Origin of the sequence: Pseudomonas sp. MD330_10, from assembly GCF_042610415.1 — a bacterium.
In the GTDB taxonomy this organism is placed as follows: domain Bacteria; phylum Pseudomonadota; class Gammaproteobacteria; order Pseudomonadales; family Pseudomonadaceae; genus Aquipseudomonas; species Aquipseudomonas rhodesiae.
Window position 1 is genome coordinate 51,782 of sequence record NZ_JBHGZU010000003.1, and the last position, 17,083, is coordinate 68,864.

A 17,083-nucleotide genomic window follows, 5' to 3' on the forward strand; every position below is an offset into this window, starting at 1 on the left:
GCCCAGGCAATGGCTATCAAAAGTTGGAGGGGGCTTACGCCCGATGGCGGTGTGTCAGTGGCAGAGGGGCTGATTGACCCAGCGCTATCGGGGGCAAGCCCCCTCCCACATTCCCGCTCACCACAAAATACGCCCAATGGGCCCGCAGGCACCGGGGCGATGGGGTCTTCCGGAGGGCATCAGACCACGAAGCGATTGACCAACTGGTTCAGGTTCGCCGCCAGCTTCGACATCTCGCCACAGGCGCTGGCCGTCTGGCTGGCACCGGCGGCGCTTTGGGTGGCCAGTTCGCGGATGCTCACCAAGTTGCGGTCCACTTCGCGCGCGACGTGGGATTGTTCTTCCGAAGCGGTGGCGATCAGCATATTGCGTTCGTTGATCTGGATAATCGCCGCTGCAATCTGATCCAGCGAACTGCTGGCTTCCTGGGCCACGCCGAGGGATTCGGTGGCCAGCTCCTTGCTGGTGCCCATGGCCTTGACCGCGTCGTCGGATTCGTTCTGGATCGCGGCGATCATCTGCTCGATCTCCTGGGTCGACACCTGGGTGCGGTGCGCCAGCGCGCGGACTTCATCGGCAACCACCGCGAAGCCACGGCCCTGCTCACCGGCACGCGCGGCTTCGATGGCGGCGTTGAGGGCCAGCAGGTTGGTCTGTTCGGCAATGGCGCGGATTACTTCCACCACTTTACTGATGCCCTGGGCGCGGTTGGACAGGCCCTGGATCTGCTCGCTGGTGTTTTCCACATTACCCGACAGTTTTTCGATGGAGCGCAGCGTCTGCGTGACGCGCTCCAGGCCCACTTCGGTGAAGCCCTGGCTGCGTTTGGATTCCTGGGCGGCGGACTCGGCATTGCGCGCCACTTCATCCACGGCCGCGCTCATTTCGGTAACGGCGGTGGCCGCCTGATTCACTTCATCGTTTTGCGATACCAGGCCACGGCTGGACTGTTCGGTGACGGCGGTCATTTCTTCGGAGGCCGCGGCCAGCTGTGCGGACGAGTCGGAAATCTGCAGGATGGTGTTGCGCAGGTTGGTCTGCATCTGCGCCAGCGCTTTCAACAGTCGACCGGCTTCATCCGTGCCATGCACACTGACTTCTTTGGACAGGTCGCTGTTAGCAATACGTTCGGCCACCGACAGGGCATCGCCAATGGGCGAGGTGATGCTGCGGGTCAACAGGAACGCCAGGCCGGCGGTCATCGCGATCACCAGTACGATCAAGCCAATTACCAGCCAGGTGCCGGCGTTGAAGGTGTCCGTGGCGGTTTGGCCGGCTTTCGCTGCACCTTCGTTGTTGAAGTCGGTCAGGGCCTTGATCTGGCCTTCCATGGCATTGGTCAGCGGGCGGATGCCGCTGGCGACCAATTTGACGACGCCAGCGGTGTCGCCCTGCTTGAGCAGCGGCTCCAGCGCGTCCAGCTGCTTGGAATAACCGTCAGCCGAGGTTTTCACGGCGGTGAACAGGGCTCGTTCCTGATCGCTTGCAATAAGTGGTTCATAGTTGGATACCGCATCGCTGAATGCTTTGCGATAGCCCGGAAAATCCGCCAGCGTCTTCTGAATCGTTTCAGGGTCGGCGACGGCCCGCTGGGTTTCCAGGCGCAGGCGCAATACCGTGGCGTTCATCAGAGCGGTTTGGCGGATGCTCGCCATCCAATTGAGTTCCACATCCTTTTCCGAGTCACGCAACTTGCCCATTTGCAAAATGGCAATTACGCCGAGCACCAGCACTAAGGCGATGATCGCGGAAAAAAACAACGCGGCACGGGGGGCAAGGTTCAGGTTTCTCAGGCGCATGGGGCGTACTCATAAGGAGGAAAGCGAGCAGTTCTTACAAGCTATCGGCCAGACGCCGCAAAATTGAATACCCACGGGCAGCAGCGGACGACTGGTAGGGAAGAGGGTAGTCTGAAAAACCCAATCGCCATGGCGTCGACGTGAGAGCAGTCAAGGCGCCGTTTCACCCAAACCGGGGTCCACGCGCTCGCCGATATCCTTGAGGCGCGCCAGTTGGTCTACTACGCTGGGCGCTTCGTCCAGACAACTCACGAAGGTCCACAGATAAGTCATCACCGCATACACATGCCCGGCCTTCACCGCAGGCGAGAGCGCCAGCTGGGTAATCGCGACCACGAACAGCAAGGCCGCCAACAGCCCGATGGTGAGAAAGGCGATGGCCTCACGGTCCGACAAGCGAATGCGCAATCGCGACAGCACCCGGTAATGACGGCGTAGCGTATGAGCGCCGACTTGCTCCACTAGGCTGATTTCCTTTTCCAGGCGGTTGTTCAGGCGCTCATGCAGTCGTTGATTGCGCCGCGCAAAGCCTGGCACCACCATCAGACACAGCCCCAGTGCCCCAAGGCATGCCAGCCCAACCCAGGGTTCGATCGCCAGCAGCATGGCGGCGGCGCCAACGATGGAGACCAATGCGGTGGCAATCGTGGGCACGTGCTTCTCAAAGAAGTCCACAAATTCCCGTGCCAGTACCACTCTCGCGGCTGACTTGGAGGTGCTGTGGCGTTGCAGGCGCTGATTGAGGATCACCGGCACCGCAAGGTCAGCATAGATGCGGGTAAATGTTCGCGTATCCAATGCGCGTCTCGCCGCGCCGACTACCCAGAAACCCAGGACCACGGCGGCATAAAGCAGTGCGCTATTGCCATCGCCACGAATAATGGCGTCCACGGCAAACCCCGCGAACAAGGGGTAAGCCAGCAGTAAGGCATTTTCCAGCGCCACCAGGGACAGGGTGCAGAACAACTTGCCGGGGTAGGCTTTGGCGATGGCTTTGAGCGTCTGGCTGGCCGATTGTTGGCCGATCTGGCGGCTGGGTTCGTTCAGTAATGGCGGTGTGACGGACGGCATGGGGCACCTGGTGTGCGTAACGTACGGTGTTGAGGCATGGATGTACCGGCATACAGGCCGCGCGTGATGTCGAGCAGGTAGCGCGTCTCTGCGGTCATCAATAACAGGTCGGTTTGCACTTCTTCGATCACCATCTCCAGGATGATCAAGATGCAAATGGCCGGCGCCAGCAGCAGCCAGTGGTAGTAGCACTGGGTAAACAACGAGGCCACAACCCCGATGATCCACAGCGACAGCACCAGACGCGGCGCGTGTTTTTGCAGGGGAATCCAGAAGCGCTGTAGTTTCCTGAGCTTAGCGCTGCAGCGCTTTATGGAGTCTTCCAGTTGCGTCAGGTCAAGCATGGTCCGGTCGCGAATAGAGTTAGACATGGATGCAATCCGTGGGTGAATTACAACGGTGGTGTAGTTGGCCCGCTCAGCGCCCGCGCAGGTAACACACGGTTCAGCCAGGCCAGATTGATATGTTTGACTTGCACCCATTTGCCGTTCTGGGGCGTTCCTTCGCAGCTTTTAAAAGCGATACAGCGTCCTTGTGTGTCCAGCAAGGCGAAATGGCGATAGCGTTCAACGCCCTTGAATCCGAGGACAAAAAAACACATGCCTGCACCTGGGGCGGTTGGGTTTCAGATAGCGACCGGTCGTTCTGGCCACGTCAATTCGAACAGGCTGCCGCCACTCTCCAGATTGCGGCAGGTCACGCGGCCCTCGTGGGCCATGGCAATGGCGCGCACCACCGCCAGCCCCAGGCCGCTGCCGCCCTGGGCGCGGGAGCGAGAGCTTTCCCCACGCTGGAATGGCTCAAAGATATGCGCGGCGAACGCTTCGTCGATGCCCGGCCCTGCATCCGCGACGCTCAAGGTATTGACGCCGTCCAGGCTGCCCAGGCTCACCGTGACGGTGCCTGGAGTGGCGTGCCGCTTGAGGTTGTCGAGCATGGCTAGCAGGGCCTGACGAATGCGTGCGGGGTCGCAATGCACCGGTTGCCTGAGCAGGTCCATATGCAGGGTGAATCCGCAGGCTTGCAGGCCCGGTTCGAACAGACGCGCGTCAGCCTCAATCTCGTCGGCCAAGTCGGCCCGTTGGATATGCACATCCAGGTAACCATTGTCTGCCAGGCCCACGACCCGCAGGTCTTCGATCAGTCGGGTCAGGCCCTCGACCTGGCCCAGCAGGCTGTAGAACTGTGCTTGATCCGGAGGAAAGACCCCTTCGGCCAACCCTTGCAGGCGACCGCGCAGGATAGTCAGCGGGGTGCGCAGTTCATGGGCAATCGCGGCGTTCCAGAATGACTGCTCTTGGGCCATGCGCTTCAAACGTGCGGCCATGCTGTTGAAGTCATCCACTAGCACGCTGGCCTCGGCCAATGCGCGATCGGACGCCGTCGCCCGGGCATCCAGGTCGCCGTCGGCAAGGCGGCGAAGGCTGGCCGCCACCGAGTTCAACGGCATCAGAATGCGCCGGGACAATTTGATTGCCACCACCGCACCCACGGCCAAGCTGATGGCGGTGACCAAACCCATCCAGAGCCACTCGACACCGGTTGGCAGCCACTCGTCCACATCGATATCCGTGGGTGGCCAGAACATCCAGAGCAGCGCGTAAAACACATAGGAGCCGACGACCGCGAGGGCGATCACGCAGAGCACCACGGCAGACATCGACAGAATAATCTGCCGGCTCAAGCTATTGGCGGTCCTCATGGGTGGCTCCCAAACCGGTAACCCACCCCGCGGATGCTCGCCGGCACACCTTGCAGGCCCAGGTCTTCGATCTTGCGGCGCAATTTGCTGATATGGCTGTCCACCGTACGCTCCAGGCTGTCGCTCTCTGGCGAGCACAGCGCGAGCAACTCGGCGCGACTGAATACGCGCCTGGGGGCTTTGGCCAGCTGCGCCAACAAGCGAAATTCCGTCGCGGTCAGGCTTAATGCGTGCTGTTGTGTGCCGATTCGCACGCTGACTTCATGGCTGTCGACGTCGATTTCAAAACCCTCCACCCGCAACACGCGCTGGCCGCTGCCATAGCCCTGGTCGCGGGAGCGGCGCAGGACCGCCTGGGTCCTGGCCACCACCTCGGCGGGGTTGAACGGTTTGACGATGTAGTCGTCGGCGCCGATGCGCAGCCCCATCAACTTGTCCATGTCCTGGTCCTGGGCGGTCAGCATGATCACTGGGGTGTTGCCGCGGTGGCGGATCTCGGCCAGTACCATCCAGCCATCCAGTTGTGGCATCAACACGTCCAGCAGCACCAGGTCGGGCTTGAGGGTTTGATGCAGTTCCAGCGCGCGCCGCCCATCCAGGGCATGGACGGTCTGAAAGCCACTGCGTTTGAGGTACGCGGCGAGGATGTCGGCGATTTGCGGCTCGTCTTCGGCAATCAATACCAGAGCCTGGGATTGAGCGGCGAAGTCCGCTGGTGTCGAAGTCAGGTGCGATTCAGTCATGGTCGGCTCGGTGGTGCGGTTCGATGGTCGCAGTATGGCCAATTACCAGGGGGCGACGAAGCCTACTGTGCATCACATGCGTGCGCTTTCATGGGAGGTTTTATGGAGGAATGATGGAGACGCGGGATTATTTGCGCGTGCGGTGCTCAGCCGGGTTAGGCGCCGCACCGAGGCTGCAGATTGGCGCGAATACCGCTACGCTGGCGCGTCCCATCATAAACAGGAGAGTGTGATGCGTATCGAAGACCTGCCACGAGAAGGCGGTTGCCGCTGTAATCGCGTGCGTTTGCGCGTGGACCATGCACCGGTGATGACCATGGCCTGTCATTGCACCGGCTGCCAAAAGATGAGCGCCAGTGCGTTCTCTTTGAGTGCGCTATTCATCGCGGATGCGTTTACCGTCACCCAAGGTTCCCCGGTGATCGGTGGCCTGCACGGCGCGGACCGCCATTACTGCTGCCCCCACTGTATGAGTTGGTTATTTACGCGCCCCCATGGCATCGACGGCTTCGTTAACGTGCGGGCAACGATGTTGGACAGCGCGGCCGATTTTGCACCGTTCATGGAGACCTGGACCTGTGAAAAGCTGCCCTGGGCGCTCACGCCGGCGGTCGAAAGCTTCGCGCAATTGCCCGCGCCCGAGAACTTTCCACGCTTGATGCAGGCCTATGCCGAGCTGACCTCGCACTGATCTCAGTCGATCAGCGCCAGCAGGTCGGTGTCGCCCACATCCTGGCCCGCCTGGGTCAGCAGGGTGGTTACCTGGCCTCGGTGGTGGGTCTGGTGATTGAAAAAATGCACGATAAGACTGGCGAATGGTTTGTTGGCGCCATCGCCGCGCATGTTGTGGTAGTGCAGGCGCTGATCGAGGTCGCTCTCGGTCAGGCTGTGAGCCCAATCGATAATCATCTGGTCCAGCCAGGCGCGCCGTGCGGACAATTCATGCAGGTCGGCGAAGGCCAGTTGTTTGAGGTCCGGGGGCAGGGCGACGCTGCTCAATGGGGCCAACGCCGAGTAGCCGGCAGGGTGCTCGGCAAAGCGTTTGAGCCACACGGTGTCGCCCAGGATCAGGTGGTTGAGGGTGCCGAAGATCGAACCGAAGAACGCGTGACGGTCCATGCGTAAGTCAGCGTCGCTCAGCCTGCCGGCGGCGGCGTAGACCTTGCGGTTCATCCACTGGTTGTAGGTGGCCAAGAGTGTGAAATGTTCGATGCGGTTCATGTGCCATGCCCGGGGGTGGAGGACTGAGCCATCATAGTGCGTGAGCAGCGTGCCCGCATCATCGGACGCTTGGACGCAACCGCTTCAAATACCCTGCGCAGCGAGTACGGCCAGATAGATCAAAACCAGCCCGCACGTGGCATAACTGATGCGGTGCCATCGCGCCGAGGCATGCTTGCGCATCAGGTTGACCAGCGCGGCGGTCAAGAAACACGACAACACCGAGGCGAGCATAAACCCGGCAAAGAACATCAGCGTCTGCCCATGGCTCGGCGTGGCGCCGACGATGCCGGACAAGGCGCTGCCCAGCGCGCCCCAGTACACGATGTTTTTCGGGTTGGCCAGCGAGATTGCCGCGCCCACTGCCAGCGCACTCTGCCCGGAGCCGGCCGGGGCATTGTCCATTGCTGGCAAGCGCCAGGCATCCAGCAGGCTGCGCACGCCGAGCCAGGCCAGGTACAACGCGCAGATCACCGTTAGGGGCACACGCACGGCATCATGCTGGATCAACAGCGCAATGCCGGTCAGACCGATCACGGCCCATACCGCATCGCCCACCAGCGAACCGACTTGCACCAGCAACGCCGGGGTGAACCCGTGCAGCAAGCCACGGCGCAGGGTCTCGGCCAGCACCGCACCGGGAGAGAGGCAAAAGACAAAACCGAATACCAGTGCGTAAAGAAAAATCGTCAGCATGCCCGCGTTCCCATCCAGTGATGGCCGGCAGTGTGCCGCCGCGTCGCTCAGGTGTCTTGGATCAGATTGCGTTGTTCAGCGCTGCAGCACGTTTTGGTAGCGCCCCGGCGTGATGCCATAGGCGGCGCGGAAATGCCGGTTGAGGTGGCTCTGATCGGCGAAGCCCAGGTCATGGGCGACCTGGCCGGCCGATACACCGTTGCGCAGTAAGCCTTTGGCACGACGAGTGCGCAGTTGCATGGCCCATTGGCGCGGGCTGAGGCCCGTTTCTTTCTGGAAGGTGCGCAGCAGGTGGAATTTGGACAGCCCCAGCTCATCGCCCAACTGTTCCAGCGGCAGCGATTGATGCAACTGCTCGGCGAGCAATTCCTGGGCACGGCTGATCAGGCTGTTACCGGTGGCCGTGGTGCTGGGCAGGCGCACGCCGCTGAGGCTGACCACCTCGGCGAGCGCCAGGACCAGGGCGTCCTCGTTCAATTCCCGTATCAGCGCATCGGTACTCAAGGCGCCGTGCACCGCAGCCGCCAGGCGCTGAGCAAGGGCTGGCTGAAAGCACACGGCGCGATCGAATTCCACGTACGCCAGCCCCAGGTCGTGGGCCAACTGATCCGCCGTGGCATACAGGCTGACAAATTGCCAAGGCGCGCCATCAGCCGCGCCGCCGCCCTGGATTTGTCCGGGGTTGTACAGCGTGATGCTGCCCGGCCCGGCGACAAACTCACGCCGGTCGAGCCACACGTTTTCCTCGCCGATAAGATTCACGCCGATCACGCACTCGTCGTGGCTGTGACGGGCGAAGTTCAAGCCCGTGCAGTGCGTACTGCTGATTTCGTAGCTGCCCAGCCAGGCGTGGTGCATGTCGTTCATTCAATCGACTCGGTAGAAAACGCAAGCTTCTGAGCATAACCGGGCCCGGTCATTCAGATCGACCGTTGATTGACCCGTTGCGACAACTCGTCGGCACTTTCCTTGCGTTCCGAGTAGCGGTCGACGAGGTCCGGGCGATCGCGCAGCAGCACCGTGAACTTCACCAGTTCCTCCATCACATCCACAACGCGGTCATACAACGCCGAAGGCTTCATGCGGTCGTGTTCATCGAATTCCAGAAACGCCTTGGGCACCGAGGATTGATTGGGGATGGTGAACATGCGCATCCAGCGGCCCAGGACGCGCAGTTGGTTGACGGTGTTGAACGACTGCGAACCGCCGCACACTTGCATCACCGCCAGAGTCTTGCCCTGGGTGGGGCGCACGGCGCCCAGCGCCAGGGGAACCCAATCGATTTGCGCCTTGAATACCGCACTCATCGAACCGTGCCGCTCGGGCGAGCACCATACCTGGCCCTCGGACCACTGCATCAGCGTCAGCAATTCCTGGACCTTGGGGTGGTCGCTGGGAGCATCGTCCGGCAGCGGCAAACCGCTGGGGTTGAATATCCGGGTCTCAGCGCCGAAATGCTCCAGCAAGCGCGCCGCTTCCTCCACCAGCAAGCGGCTGAACGAGCGTGGTCGCGTCGAGCCGTAGAGCAGCAAGATGCGCGGCGCAGGGGGCGGCCCAGTGTGAAGAGGGGTGGAAAGGCCTGCATCGAGATTGGGCAGCGTGCTCATTGTTTGCTCCTGTCACAGTTGCGCAATGCGCTCCAGTTCAACCTTCAGTTCTGCCGGGCACAAACGCTCGAACGGCAATGCAAAAAACGCCCGGCAACGGCTTTCGATGGTTTCCAGGGTGGCCTGGAAGGCGGCATTGAGGTGTGCGTCATCACCGTGGACGTCGGACGGGTCCTCCAACCCCCAATGGGTTTTCATTGCCGGACCGAAGTACACCGGGCAGGCTTCGCCAGCGGCCTTGTCGCACACGGTGATCACCAGGTCCGGCGGGCTGTCTTCGAAGGCGTCGTTGCCCTTGCTGTACAAACCCTCGGTGCTGATACCGGCTGCTTGCAGGGTGCTCAGGCTGCGGGGCAGCACCTGGCCTTTGGGAAAGCTGCCGGAACTGACCGCTTGGAAACCTGCCGGCGCCAGGTGGTTGAACACGGCTTCGGACAGGATGCTGCGACAGCTGTTGGCGGTACACATAAACAGGACTTTCATGAAACGGCTCCTTCAGACACTCAAGCGCAAGGCGAGGGCGGCGAGGGTGATCAGCAGCACCGGCAAGGTCAGCACAATGCCGACTTTGAAGTAGTAACCCCAGGTGATGGTGATGCCTTTGCGCGCCAGGATATGCAGCCACAGCAACGTGGCCAGGCTGCCGATAGGGGTGATTTTCGGGCCGAGGTCGCTGCCGATCACGTTGGCGTAGACCATCGCATCCTTGACCACGCCCACCGCATGGCTGGACTCGATGGACAGCGCGCCGATCAGCACCGTCGGCAGGTTATTCATCGCCGATGACAGCAGTGCCGTCAGCACCCCCGTGCCCATGGCCGCACCCCACACGCCATAGGTGGCGAAGGTATCGAGCCAGGTGGCCAGGTAAGTAGTGAGACCGGCATTGCGCAGGCCATAGACCACCAGGTACATGCCAAGGGAAAAAATCACGATCTGCCACGGTGCTTCTTTGAGCACTTTGCGTGTGGAGATTTTGTGGCCCTTGGCGGCGATTACCAGCAGGAGCACGGCGCACACAGCGGAAATCGCGCTGATGGGAATGCCCAAAGGTTCCAGGGCAAAACAGCCGACCAGCAGAATGCCCAGCACCCACCAGCCGGCGCGGAACGTGGCGCGGTCGTGGATCGCGTTGACAGGCTCATCCAGGTCGGCCGGGTCGTAGCTCTGGGGAATATCCCGGCGGAAAAACCACAGCAGCACCGCCAGCGTGGCCGCGACGCTGACCAGGTTGACCGGCACCATCACCGCCGCATATTGGTTGAAACCGATCTTGAAGTAGTCGGCCGAAACGATATTCACCAGGTTCGATACCACCAACGGCAGGCTCGCAGTGTCGGCAATAAAGCCCGCGCCCATCACGAACGCCAGGGTCGCCGCCGGCGAAAAGCGCAGTGCCAACAGCATCGACATCACGATGGGCGTAAGGATCAGCGCCGCGCCGTCGTTGGCGAACAGCGCCGAAACCAGCGCGCCGAGCAGCACCATATACGCAAACAGACGTCGGCCGCGGCCTCGGCCCCAACGCGCCACATGCAAGGCGGCCCAGGCGAAGAAGCCGGCCTCATCGAGCAGCAGGCTGATGATGATCAACGCAACAAAGGTACCGGTGGCGTTCCAGATGATGTGCCACACCACCGGGATATCCGCCAGGCTGATGACACCGGACGCCAAGGCCAGGATCGCACCGAGGCTGGCGCTCCAGCCGACGCCGAGGCCTTTGGGTTGCCAGATAACCAGCACGATGGTGAACAGAAAAATGGCGATTGCGACAAGCATGAATTAACGCTCCGATGGCTCAGCAGCAGTTGCTGGCCCGTTGTGGTCTGTCGCCCATTGCACCCAGACGCTGCGCGTCGTCGTGCAACCATGGCTGGTTGGCTTGCAACGTAGTGGTCAGCACCTGATGCACCCAGTCGGGCAGTGCCGGATTGAGACGGTAGTAGATCCACTGGCCTTGGCGACGGTCCACCAGCAACCCGCCGCTGCGCAATTGCGCAAGGTGCCGGGAAATTTTCGGCTGACTGTCGCCCAGAGCATGGATCAGTTCGCACACGCAAAGTTCGCCTTCGCGCAGGATCAACAACGTCAGGCGGGCACGGGTAGCGTCGGCCAGGCATTTGAACAGTTCGGGAGGAGACAGGAGGTCTGACATGGTTCCATTCGCATATACGTTTATTCGAATATACGTATTTCCATATATCTCGGTCAAATCTTGTTTCGATTGATGTGGATCAAGTTCATGAAGATCAACCACAAGTGTTTGAAATTAAAATGAAACACTCATGTCTTAGAGTGCCTCCCCATTGCAGATGAAGGAAGACCCCGCGTGACCCGAGCCACTCGCAACCTGCGCAAAACCCTGGATTCCGTCGCGGAAAATAACGAAACCGCGGCGTTCGATCTGATGCGCGCCGTGGAAAAACTCGGCGACGAGGTGTTGCGTCAACGCTTGCTCAACACCATTCACCGGCTCAACCAAGATGCCTACGAGTTGCGCGAAGCGCGGGATTCGGTGGAACAGGTGTCCGTGAAGCTCGCCTGAGCAATATCGTTCAAGACAGGCGCCTCGGCGCGCTGGCATGCTTGGCGACTGTCCGTCGATGAGCCGTTTTTATGCCTGCTGCCTTACCCCGTTATGCGTTCGCGCGCGGTGCGATCGCCGTTATTCCGTTATCCCTGGCCTGCGCGCCCTGGGGGCTGCTCGCCGGCTCCATGGCCATTGATGCGCAATTCACCCCGTTGCAAGCCCAGGGGCTGTCGACCATCGTGTTCGCCGGTGCTGCGCAGTTGGTGGCCATTGGTATGGTCAAAAGTGGCGCCAGCCTGATATCGATCGTGCTGACCACCTTGCTGCTGACCTCTCAGCATTTGCTCTACGGCATGCACCTGCGGCCAGTGCTTTCTCCGTTAAGTACCCGCTGGCGTATCAGCCTGGGGTTCTTGCTGACCGATGAGTTCTTCGCGTTGGTCAGCCACTACGACCGCCAGACCTTCAATCGCTGGTACGCCCTGGGCGTGGGGCTGACCTTCTATATCATCTGGAACCTGTTCACCCTGGCCGGCATTGTGCTGGGCAAGAGCATTCCGGGCCTGGACCAGCTAGGGCTCGAATTTTCGATTGCCGCGACCTTCATCGCGTTGATAACCCCGGTGGTGCGCGATGTACCAACGGTGGTGTGCGTGGCGGTGGCGTTGCTGTTTTCGGTCTGGCTGAGCTTTTTGCAGTGGGAGTCGGCCGTGGTGGTGTCGGGTTTGCTGGGCATGGGCGCCGGCTTTGCCTGTAAGCGACTGGGGGTAGGGCAGCGATGATTTACCTGATGATTGTGGCCATGGGCCTGGTGGTGTTCTTCAACCGCTATCTGTTTATCGAACCGCGTCTGCCGGTGCGCCTTAATCGCGGTGCGCGAGAGTTTCTAGGGTTTGCGGTGCCGGGCATGCTGACGGCGATCTGCGGGCCGATTATTTTCCTGGCCGACCATCACCTCAACCTGAGCCCGACCAATCCGTATTTGCTCGCCGGCCTCTGCGCGGTGGGGTTAATGGTCTGGACGCGCAATGTGTTGCTCACCGTGTTGCTGAGTATGGCGGTGTTCTATTTGCTGCGCTGGTGGCTGTAAAACCCAGGCGAAAAAAAGCCCGCGGGAGAGCGGGCAGAAGGAAGACTTCATAAAAATGAGCCAGGCCAGTGTAGGTGGCTACGGCGCGTATCACAGTGAGAATAAATTTATCCTGCCAAAGCAAAGCGGCCCCAATCGGGGCCGCTTCAGGGCATCAGTTTTTTGCGTTGAGCTTGCGCAGCTCTTCGTAGGTGGCCGACTGGACGAACCAGAAGCCGGAAATGATGCACCACGTCAACGTTCCCCCTACCAGCACCGCCAGGCCCGACAGGAAGCTGGCGCTGAACATCGACACCAGACCGATCAACCAGACGAAGGCCAGGGCGATGTACAAAACCGTGTTGTTAACGCTGATAACGAAATCTTTCATGACGCTTCCTTGTAGAAAATAACCGGTCGGCCTCATCAGTGAAGCCGACCGCGGCATCATAGTGCCATGTTTGTGCCGATGCCACTCCAGCCTCGATCAGGCACCACCAGAGCAACGTAATAGTCTTTGGCGGGTGCCCGTAAATGGTAGAGTCGCGTTTTTTCCAAGGAAGCGATGGCATGCGGAACGTGGTATTGGGCGCATTGGCACTGGCGGTACTGAGCGGTTGCGCGGGTTCGAAGATGAACGAGGCACGCACCGGCGCACCCTACAAAACCCTGGCATCGGACAAGGCCACACTGGTGGTTGCCGAGTGCATTCAGTTCGGCTGGCAGGATGAAAGTGTGTTCGGCGTGGACGCCGGTGGCTTCAAGGAACCGAGCGAGGCAGGTGGTTTCACCGTGTACACCACTGGCGGCGATTACTTCGTCGACATTCAGAGCGTCGGCGCAGGTTCCAGCGTCAAGTACTACGCCGCCGAAGATACGATGCCCGCCAAGCGTCGCTTGGCCGCACTGGCGACCTGTCTGTAGTCCCTTGCCTTAGTCATATTCGGAAACGCCCGGCGGGACAGGCTTTGGGCATTGGCTTATGATTCACCTCGCTCGCCCGGGGTGATGGCTCTTTACCGGTACACGGACGTCGAGGCCGTCGCGCCGGGCGAGCATCCCTCCTTGATCAGCGTGGCATGTAGCCCAAGTGCCAACGCCGCGGAATCTTCAACGACACCAACCCCAACACCGCCGCCAATGCAGCGCTGACCCAAAGCGCGCGCAGGCCCATGTGCTGCTGCAACACTGCACCGATCACGGCGCCGACAAACATGCCGCCCCATGGAATCAGTTGCACCCGCCAACCGCTGCGACGTTCGCCCAGCAGCCAACGGCCCAGCCCGCGACCGAAACGCGAAAGTGCGCCGGTCACATAGGTCAGGCCCACCGGCAGACCGTTCACTTCCTCGACCGCCGCGTTAAGCATGCCCATGGCCACGATGGCAGCCAGTAGCGCAGGCAACATGTCTTCGAATGGCCAGAAGGCGCCGCAGCACAGCAACGCAGCGATATACAGCAGCAGCGGCAGGGCGTGGCGCCGGCTGAATCGGCTGACCACAATCCCCAGCGCGTTCCCCAAAACAAAGGTGGAGACCAGCAACAGTAGCCGTACGGTCAGGCTGTGGTCGCCGGCGCCGATAGCCACCGCCAGGCGGGTGGTGTTACCGCTCATGAACGAAACGAAGTCGCCGCTGGCCATAAAGCCAATGGCATCCGTCATACCCGCCAGCACCGATAAGCTGCCCACCAGCATCATGCCGATGCGGCCTCGCCATAAGCGTCGATGAGCCAGTGCAGCGTTGGCGTACGGTTTGCGGGGCGCAGGCAGCATGGACGCGGGTTCCTCGGTGAGATTATCCGGCCACTACGGTAGGACGCTTTGACCTTACGCGCAATGATCTCAGACAGCTTCCAGGCACCATCCTGTGGATGTCCACTGCAACCGATGGGTCGGGCCGATGGCCTGGATAAACGCCTCGTCATGGGATACCACCACCAATGCGCCGGCAAACCCTTGCAACGCCTGTTCGAAGGCAAGCACCGACTCCAGGTCCAAGTGGTTGGTCGGTTCGTCCAGCAGCAATAATTGCGCCGGGATCTCACGCCACAGGGCAATCGCCATCGCGGCCTTTATACGCTCGCCACCGCTGAGCTGCGCGACCGGCTGAGTCACACGCGCAGCGTTCAGTTGCAGCAAAGCCAGGCGAGTACGCAGCTCGCCTTCGGCCAGCGGCGTTTCGAGCAGATTGAGGTGCTCGATAACCGAACGTTGGTCCTCCAGAAAGGCCAGTTGCTGATCGATGTAGGCGGTGGGCACCGGCACCCAACACTCACCGCTGACTGGGTGGGAATCGCCCGCCAGCACTTTGAGCAAGGTGGATTTGCCGCAACCGTTAGGGCCCTGCACGATTACTCGCACGGGGCCCATCAAACTGAGCGTCAGTGCGGGTGTATCCAACCATGGTAGGCATGCATCCACCAACCTCAGCACCAGCCGCCCCTTAGGCACCGTCGACGCAGGCAAGGCGATCAATGTCGGCGACTGTTCCTCCACGCGCTCATGGGCTTGGCGGACCTGAGTATCCAGTTGTTGTTTACGCGCGTATTGCTCACTGCGCACGCTGCTGACCACTTCGCTGGCGGTGCGCTTCCAGCGCGCCTGGGTAAACCGGTCCACATTCGCGGTTTGTGCGTGCTGGTGCGCATGGGCGGCATTGCGTTGCAGTGTATCGTGGTCCTTTTGTAGACGACGGCGTTCGCGACTGCGCTCCAGGCGCGCCTGTTCCAATGCCGCGACGGCGGCCTGTTGCTCGGCGTCGCGTTGCCGGCGATAAGTCTCGTAATTACCGCCATAGACGAGAAGACCGAGGGGCGACACTTCGACGATGCGCGCCAGGCTATCGAGCAAGGGCCGATCGTGACTGACCACCACCAAGCCGCCGCGCCACTGGCCCAGCGCTCGCATCAGCCAGGCGCGGCCATCGCTGTCGAGGTGGTTGGTGGGCTCGTCGAGTACCAGCACCTGTGGCGACGCCAACAGGGCGCCAATCAGCACTACCCGCGCCAGTTGGCCGCCACTGAGCTGTTCGGCCGATGAATCCGCCGCCAGTGACCCCAGACCGGCTTCATCCAGGGCCGCGCGCAGACGTTCGGGTAGATCCCAGCGATTGTCGATCAGGTCAAAATCGTCGATGTGCGCCGCGCCCGCAGCCATGCGTTCCAGCGCTGCCAGCACGTTGGCAGTGCCGCTAAGATCGGCAACGCTCATTCCCGGATTGACCACCACCCGTTGCGGCACATAGACCGCGCTGGCCGAGCGGGTGATCGAGCCGGATGACGGCACAAGCACCCCGGCGATCAATTGCGCGAGCACGCTTTTGCCACGGCCATTGCGTCCCACAATACCGGTGGAGGTGTGATCGATGGACAGGTTCACGTCAGCCAGCAAGGTTTCGCCATTGGCGAACTGGAAGGTAACGTGTTGCAGGGAAATCATTGCGGGCAGCCGTTTGACGTGAGTCATCAGCACCTCCAAAAAAATGTCGGACAGGCCAACTAGCGCGCATGGCGCTGGTTGCGGATACATTTTGGAAGGCTTAGTGGTTCACGTCGGCGGTCGTCCTAGAGAACAGGAGGGCGGCAGAGCCTAACCTGCCTTGGCCTTTTGCGGCAAGTCGGCGGCCAGTCTTTCCAGGAACATCGCCAGTGCAACTTCCTCGGCTTTCAATCCTTTGCGCACTCGCGGCTTGGGCAATTTCGACAACTCGCCAAGGCTGAAATGCTCCAGCACCGCCGGGTGGATGTAACACTTGCGGCACACCGCCGGAGTATTACCCAGCTGTTTGGCGACATCCTTGACCATCGCCACCACATGGCGCTTGGCATCGGATTCGGGCTGCCACTCCAACTCGCGCAGCACCGCCAACGCCATGGCGGTGCCGGCCCAGGTGCGGTAGTCCTTGGCGGTGAAGTCTTCGCCGGTGAGGCTGTGCAGATAGGCATTCACATCATGCGAGCTGACCGTGTGGCGCTCGCCGTTCTCGTCCAAGTACTGGAACAGGTTCTGTCCCGGCAATTCCATGCAGCGTTTCACCACATTTGCCAGGCGGCGGTCCTTCACGCTGAGCTGGTGCTCGACGCCGCTCTTGCCGCGAAACTGGAACTGGATTTCGCTGCCTTTGACGTCCACATGACGGTTGCGCAGGGTGGTCAAGCCATAGGATTTGTTGTCGCGGGCGTATTGGGTATTGCCGACGCGGATCAGGGTGGCGTCCAGCAGCATCACCACGGTAGCCAGGACTTTCTCGCGGGTGAAACCGGGCTCGGCCAGTTGTGCTTCCAACTGCTTGCGCAGTTTTGGCAGGGCATTGCCGAAGGCTTGCAAGCGCGCGTACTTGTCGGTGTCGCGCACTTCGCGCCAGCGTGTGTGGTAGCGGTATTGCTTGCGCCCACGGGCGTCGCGGCCGGTGGCTTGCAGGTGGCCGCGCGGGTCGGCGCAGATCCACACGTCGGTGTAGGCCGGTGGCACCGCCAGGGCGTTGAGACGTCGGATCTCGTCAGCATCGGTGATGCGTTCGCCCTTGGGGTCGAAGTACTGGAATTTGCCGCGCACTTTCTTGCGGCGAATGCCCGGCTGGGTGTCATCAACGTAATGCAGGTCGCGAGGCAGGTCGGCGGGCAGCGCGGAGTCGGGCATGGGTCA

Annotated in this window: 21 protein-coding genes; 5 read left to right on the plus strand and 16 right to left on the minus strand. The window is 61.2% G+C overall.

Annotation, left to right across the window (positions count from 1 at the left end; all coding sequences use genetic code 11):
• Window positions 1-179: 179 nt before the first annotated feature.
• The 5 genes from ACFZPT_RS05630 to ACFZPT_RS05650 form a co-directional block, all read right to left on the minus strand.
• Complete coding sequence (locus tag ACFZPT_RS05630) at window positions 180-1,799, minus strand: methyl-accepting chemotaxis protein (protein ID WP_034098056.1); 1,620 nt, start codon at window positions 1,797-1,799, stop codon at window positions 180-182.
• A gap of 150 nt (window positions 1,800-1,949) precedes the next feature.
• Window positions 1,950-2,870 (minus strand): ABC transporter six-transmembrane domain-containing protein, encoded by a 921-nt coding sequence (locus tag ACFZPT_RS05635; RefSeq protein ID WP_034113809.1) that lies wholly within the window; start codon window positions 2,868-2,870, stop codon window positions 1,950-1,952.
• On the minus strand, window positions 2,843-3,241 hold the full coding sequence (locus ACFZPT_RS05640; RefSeq protein ID WP_034113807.1) for a hypothetical protein: 399 nt from the start codon (window positions 3,239-3,241) through the stop codon (window positions 2,843-2,845). The genes ACFZPT_RS05635 and ACFZPT_RS05640 overlap by 28 nt, the downstream gene beginning before the upstream one ends.
• A gap of 254 nt (window positions 3,242-3,495) precedes the next feature.
• A complete protein-coding gene (locus tag ACFZPT_RS05645) occupies window positions 3,496-4,572 on the minus strand; it encodes an ATP-binding protein (RefSeq protein WP_034098050.1) in 1,077 nt (358 codons plus the stop codon).
• Window positions 4,569-5,315 carry a response regulator gene (locus tag ACFZPT_RS05650; RefSeq protein WP_034113805.1) on the minus strand — a complete coding sequence of 249 codons (747 nt, stop codon included), beginning with the start codon at window positions 5,313-5,315 and terminating at the stop codon, window positions 4,569-4,571. The genes ACFZPT_RS05645 and ACFZPT_RS05650 overlap by 4 nt, the downstream gene beginning before the upstream one ends.
• A 232-nt stretch (window positions 5,316-5,547) precedes the next feature.
• On the opposite strand from ACFZPT_RS05650, the gene ACFZPT_RS05655 reads away from it, so the two are divergent.
• Entirely contained in the window at window positions 5,548-6,006 is a 459-nt protein-coding gene (locus ACFZPT_RS05655) for a GFA family protein (RefSeq protein WP_379555074.1), read from the plus strand.
• 2 nt (window positions 6,007-6,008) lie between these two features.
• Here the strand turns inward: ACFZPT_RS05655 and ACFZPT_RS05660 are convergent, their stop codons facing one another.
• From ACFZPT_RS05660 to ACFZPT_RS05690, 7 genes are all read right to left on the minus strand, one after another.
• Window positions 6,009-6,536, minus strand: a complete 528-nt coding sequence (locus tag ACFZPT_RS05660; RefSeq protein WP_034098044.1) for a DinB family protein — start codon at window positions 6,534-6,536, stop codon at window positions 6,009-6,011.
• 84 nt (window positions 6,537-6,620) lie between these two features.
• Entirely contained in the window at window positions 6,621-7,232 is a 612-nt protein-coding gene (locus tag ACFZPT_RS05665; protein ID WP_034098042.1) for a LysE family transporter, read from the minus strand.
• A 75-nt stretch (window positions 7,233-7,307) separates the two neighbouring features.
• Window positions 7,308-8,099: an AraC family transcriptional regulator gene (locus ACFZPT_RS05670; RefSeq protein ID WP_034098040.1), complete on the minus strand. Its 792-nt coding sequence runs from the start codon at window positions 8,097-8,099 to the stop codon at window positions 7,308-7,310.
• A gap of 53 nt (window positions 8,100-8,152) precedes the next feature.
• Complete coding sequence (gene arsH, locus ACFZPT_RS05675; RefSeq protein WP_034098037.1) at window positions 8,153-8,839, minus strand: arsenical resistance protein ArsH; 687 nt, start codon at window positions 8,837-8,839, stop codon at window positions 8,153-8,155.
• A 12-nt stretch (window positions 8,840-8,851) separates the two neighbouring features.
• Window positions 8,852-9,322 (minus strand): arsenate reductase ArsC, encoded by a 471-nt coding sequence (locus tag ACFZPT_RS05680; protein WP_034113803.1) that lies wholly within the window; start codon window positions 9,320-9,322, stop codon window positions 8,852-8,854.
• 12 nt (window positions 9,323-9,334) lie between these two features.
• The gene (locus tag ACFZPT_RS05685) at window positions 9,335-10,618 is read right to left on the minus strand and encodes an arsenic transporter (RefSeq protein ID WP_034113801.1); all 1,284 of its coding nucleotides are present in this window, start codon (window positions 10,616-10,618) and stop codon (window positions 9,335-9,337) included.
• Window positions 10,619-10,637: 19 nt separating this feature from the next.
• Window positions 10,638-10,994 (minus strand): metalloregulator ArsR/SmtB family transcription factor, encoded by a 357-nt coding sequence (locus ACFZPT_RS05690; protein ID WP_034098032.1) that lies wholly within the window; start codon window positions 10,992-10,994, stop codon window positions 10,638-10,640.
• A gap of 174 nt (window positions 10,995-11,168) precedes the next feature.
• Between ACFZPT_RS05690 and ACFZPT_RS05695 the strand changes: the two genes are divergently transcribed.
• The 3 genes from ACFZPT_RS05695 to ACFZPT_RS05705 all read left to right on the plus strand — a co-directional run bounded on the left by ACFZPT_RS05695 (window position 11,169) and on the right by ACFZPT_RS05705 (window position 12,459).
• Complete coding sequence (locus ACFZPT_RS05695) at window positions 11,169-11,384, plus strand: hypothetical protein (protein ID WP_003191339.1); 216 nt, start codon at window positions 11,169-11,171, stop codon at window positions 11,382-11,384.
• 71 nt (window positions 11,385-11,455) lie between these two features.
• Window positions 11,456-12,151: an AzlC family ABC transporter permease gene (locus ACFZPT_RS05700; protein ID WP_034113799.1), complete on the plus strand. Its 696-nt coding sequence runs from the start codon at window positions 11,456-11,458 to the stop codon at window positions 12,149-12,151.
• Window positions 12,148-12,459, plus strand: coding sequence for an AzlD domain-containing protein (locus tag ACFZPT_RS05705; protein ID WP_034098028.1), 312 nt, complete (start codon window positions 12,148-12,150; stop codon window positions 12,457-12,459). The genes ACFZPT_RS05700 and ACFZPT_RS05705 overlap by 4 nt, the downstream gene beginning before the upstream one ends.
• A gap of 154 nt (window positions 12,460-12,613) precedes the next feature.
• Here ACFZPT_RS05705 and ACFZPT_RS05710 read toward each other — a convergent pair whose 3' ends face one another.
• A complete protein-coding gene (locus ACFZPT_RS05710) occupies window positions 12,614-12,829 on the minus strand; it encodes a hypothetical protein (protein WP_034098026.1) in 216 nt (71 codons plus the stop codon).
• A 179-nt stretch (window positions 12,830-13,008) separates the two neighbouring features.
• On the opposite strand from ACFZPT_RS05710, the gene ACFZPT_RS05715 reads away from it, so the two are divergent.
• Window positions 13,009-13,362, plus strand: coding sequence for a hypothetical protein (locus ACFZPT_RS05715; RefSeq protein WP_034113797.1), 354 nt, complete (start codon window positions 13,009-13,011; stop codon window positions 13,360-13,362).
• A 145-nt stretch (window positions 13,363-13,507) separates the two neighbouring features.
• Here ACFZPT_RS05715 and ACFZPT_RS05720 read toward each other — a convergent pair whose 3' ends face one another.
• The 3 genes from ACFZPT_RS05720 to ACFZPT_RS05730 form a co-directional block, all read right to left on the minus strand.
• Window positions 13,508-14,212 (minus strand): YoaK family protein, encoded by a 705-nt coding sequence (locus ACFZPT_RS05720; RefSeq protein ID WP_034113795.1) that lies wholly within the window; start codon window positions 14,210-14,212, stop codon window positions 13,508-13,510.
• 69 nt (window positions 14,213-14,281) lie between these two features.
• Window positions 14,282-15,904, minus strand: a complete 1,623-nt coding sequence (locus ACFZPT_RS05725) for an ABC-F family ATP-binding cassette domain-containing protein (protein WP_034113793.1) — start codon at window positions 15,902-15,904, stop codon at window positions 14,282-14,284.
• Window positions 15,905-16,027: 123 nt separating this feature from the next.
• A complete protein-coding gene (locus ACFZPT_RS05730) occupies window positions 16,028-17,077 on the minus strand; it encodes a DNA topoisomerase IB (protein ID WP_034098018.1) in 1,050 nt (349 codons plus the stop codon).
• Window positions 17,078-17,083: the final 6 nt, after the last annotated feature.

Excerpts from the sequence above, each read along its gene's own strand:
- arsH (WP_034098037.1), bottom strand. The coding sequence starts at position 8,839 with ATGAGCACGCTGCCCAATCTCGATGCAGGCCTTTCCACCCCTCTTCAC.
- ACFZPT_RS05720 (WP_034113795.1), bottom strand. The coding sequence starts at position 14,212 with ATGCTGCCTGCGCCCCGCAAACCGTACGCCAACGCTGCACTGGCTCAT.
- ACFZPT_RS05730 (WP_034098018.1), bottom strand. The coding sequence starts at position 17,077 with ATGCCCGACTCCGCGCTGCCCGCCGACCTGCCTCGCGACCTGCATTAC.
- ACFZPT_RS05635 (WP_034113809.1), bottom strand. The coding sequence starts at position 2,870 with ATGCCGTCCGTCACACCGCCATTACTGAACGAACCCAGCCGCCAGATC.
- ACFZPT_RS05665 (WP_034098042.1), bottom strand. The coding sequence starts at position 7,232 with ATGCTGACGATTTTTCTTTACGCACTGGTATTCGGTTTTGTCTTTTGC.
- ACFZPT_RS05705 (WP_034098028.1), top strand. The coding sequence starts at position 12,148 with ATGATTTACCTGATGATTGTGGCCATGGGCCTGGTGGTGTTCTTCAAC.
- ACFZPT_RS05700 (WP_034113799.1), top strand. The coding sequence starts at position 11,456 with ATGCCTGCTGCCTTACCCCGTTATGCGTTCGCGCGCGGTGCGATCGCC.
- ACFZPT_RS05645 (WP_034098050.1), bottom strand. The coding sequence starts at position 4,572 with ATGAGGACCGCCAATAGCTTGAGCCGGCAGATTATTCTGTCGATGTCT.
- ACFZPT_RS05725 (WP_034113793.1), bottom strand. The coding sequence starts at position 15,904 with ATGACTCACGTCAAACGGCTGCCCGCAATGATTTCCCTGCAACACGTT.
- ACFZPT_RS05710 (WP_034098026.1), bottom strand. The coding sequence starts at position 12,829 with ATGAAAGATTTCGTTATCAGCGTTAACAACACGGTTTTGTACATCGCC.
- ACFZPT_RS05630 (WP_034098056.1), bottom strand. The coding sequence starts at position 1,799 with ATGCGCCTGAGAAACCTGAACCTTGCCCCCCGTGCCGCGTTGTTTTTT.
- ACFZPT_RS05640 (WP_034113807.1), bottom strand. The coding sequence starts at position 3,241 with ATGTCTAACTCTATTCGCGACCGGACCATGCTTGACCTGACGCAACTG.
- ACFZPT_RS05655 (WP_379555074.1), top strand. The coding sequence starts at position 5,548 with ATGCGTATCGAAGACCTGCCACGAGAAGGCGGTTGCCGCTGTAATCGC.
- ACFZPT_RS05680 (WP_034113803.1), bottom strand. The coding sequence starts at position 9,322 with ATGAAAGTCCTGTTTATGTGTACCGCCAACAGCTGTCGCAGCATCCTG.
- ACFZPT_RS05650 (WP_034113805.1), bottom strand. The coding sequence starts at position 5,315 with ATGACTGAATCGCACCTGACTTCGACACCAGCGGACTTCGCCGCTCAA.
- ACFZPT_RS05685 (WP_034113801.1), bottom strand. The coding sequence starts at position 10,618 with ATGCTTGTCGCAATCGCCATTTTTCTGTTCACCATCGTGCTGGTTATC.
- ACFZPT_RS05715 (WP_034113797.1), top strand. The coding sequence starts at position 13,009 with ATGCGGAACGTGGTATTGGGCGCATTGGCACTGGCGGTACTGAGCGGT.
- ACFZPT_RS05690 (WP_034098032.1), bottom strand. The coding sequence starts at position 10,994 with ATGTCAGACCTCCTGTCTCCTCCCGAACTGTTCAAATGCCTGGCCGAC.
- ACFZPT_RS05670 (WP_034098040.1), bottom strand. The coding sequence starts at position 8,099 with ATGAACGACATGCACCACGCCTGGCTGGGCAGCTACGAAATCAGCAGT.
- ACFZPT_RS05660 (WP_034098044.1), bottom strand. The coding sequence starts at position 6,536 with ATGAACCGCATCGAACATTTCACACTCTTGGCCACCTACAACCAGTGG.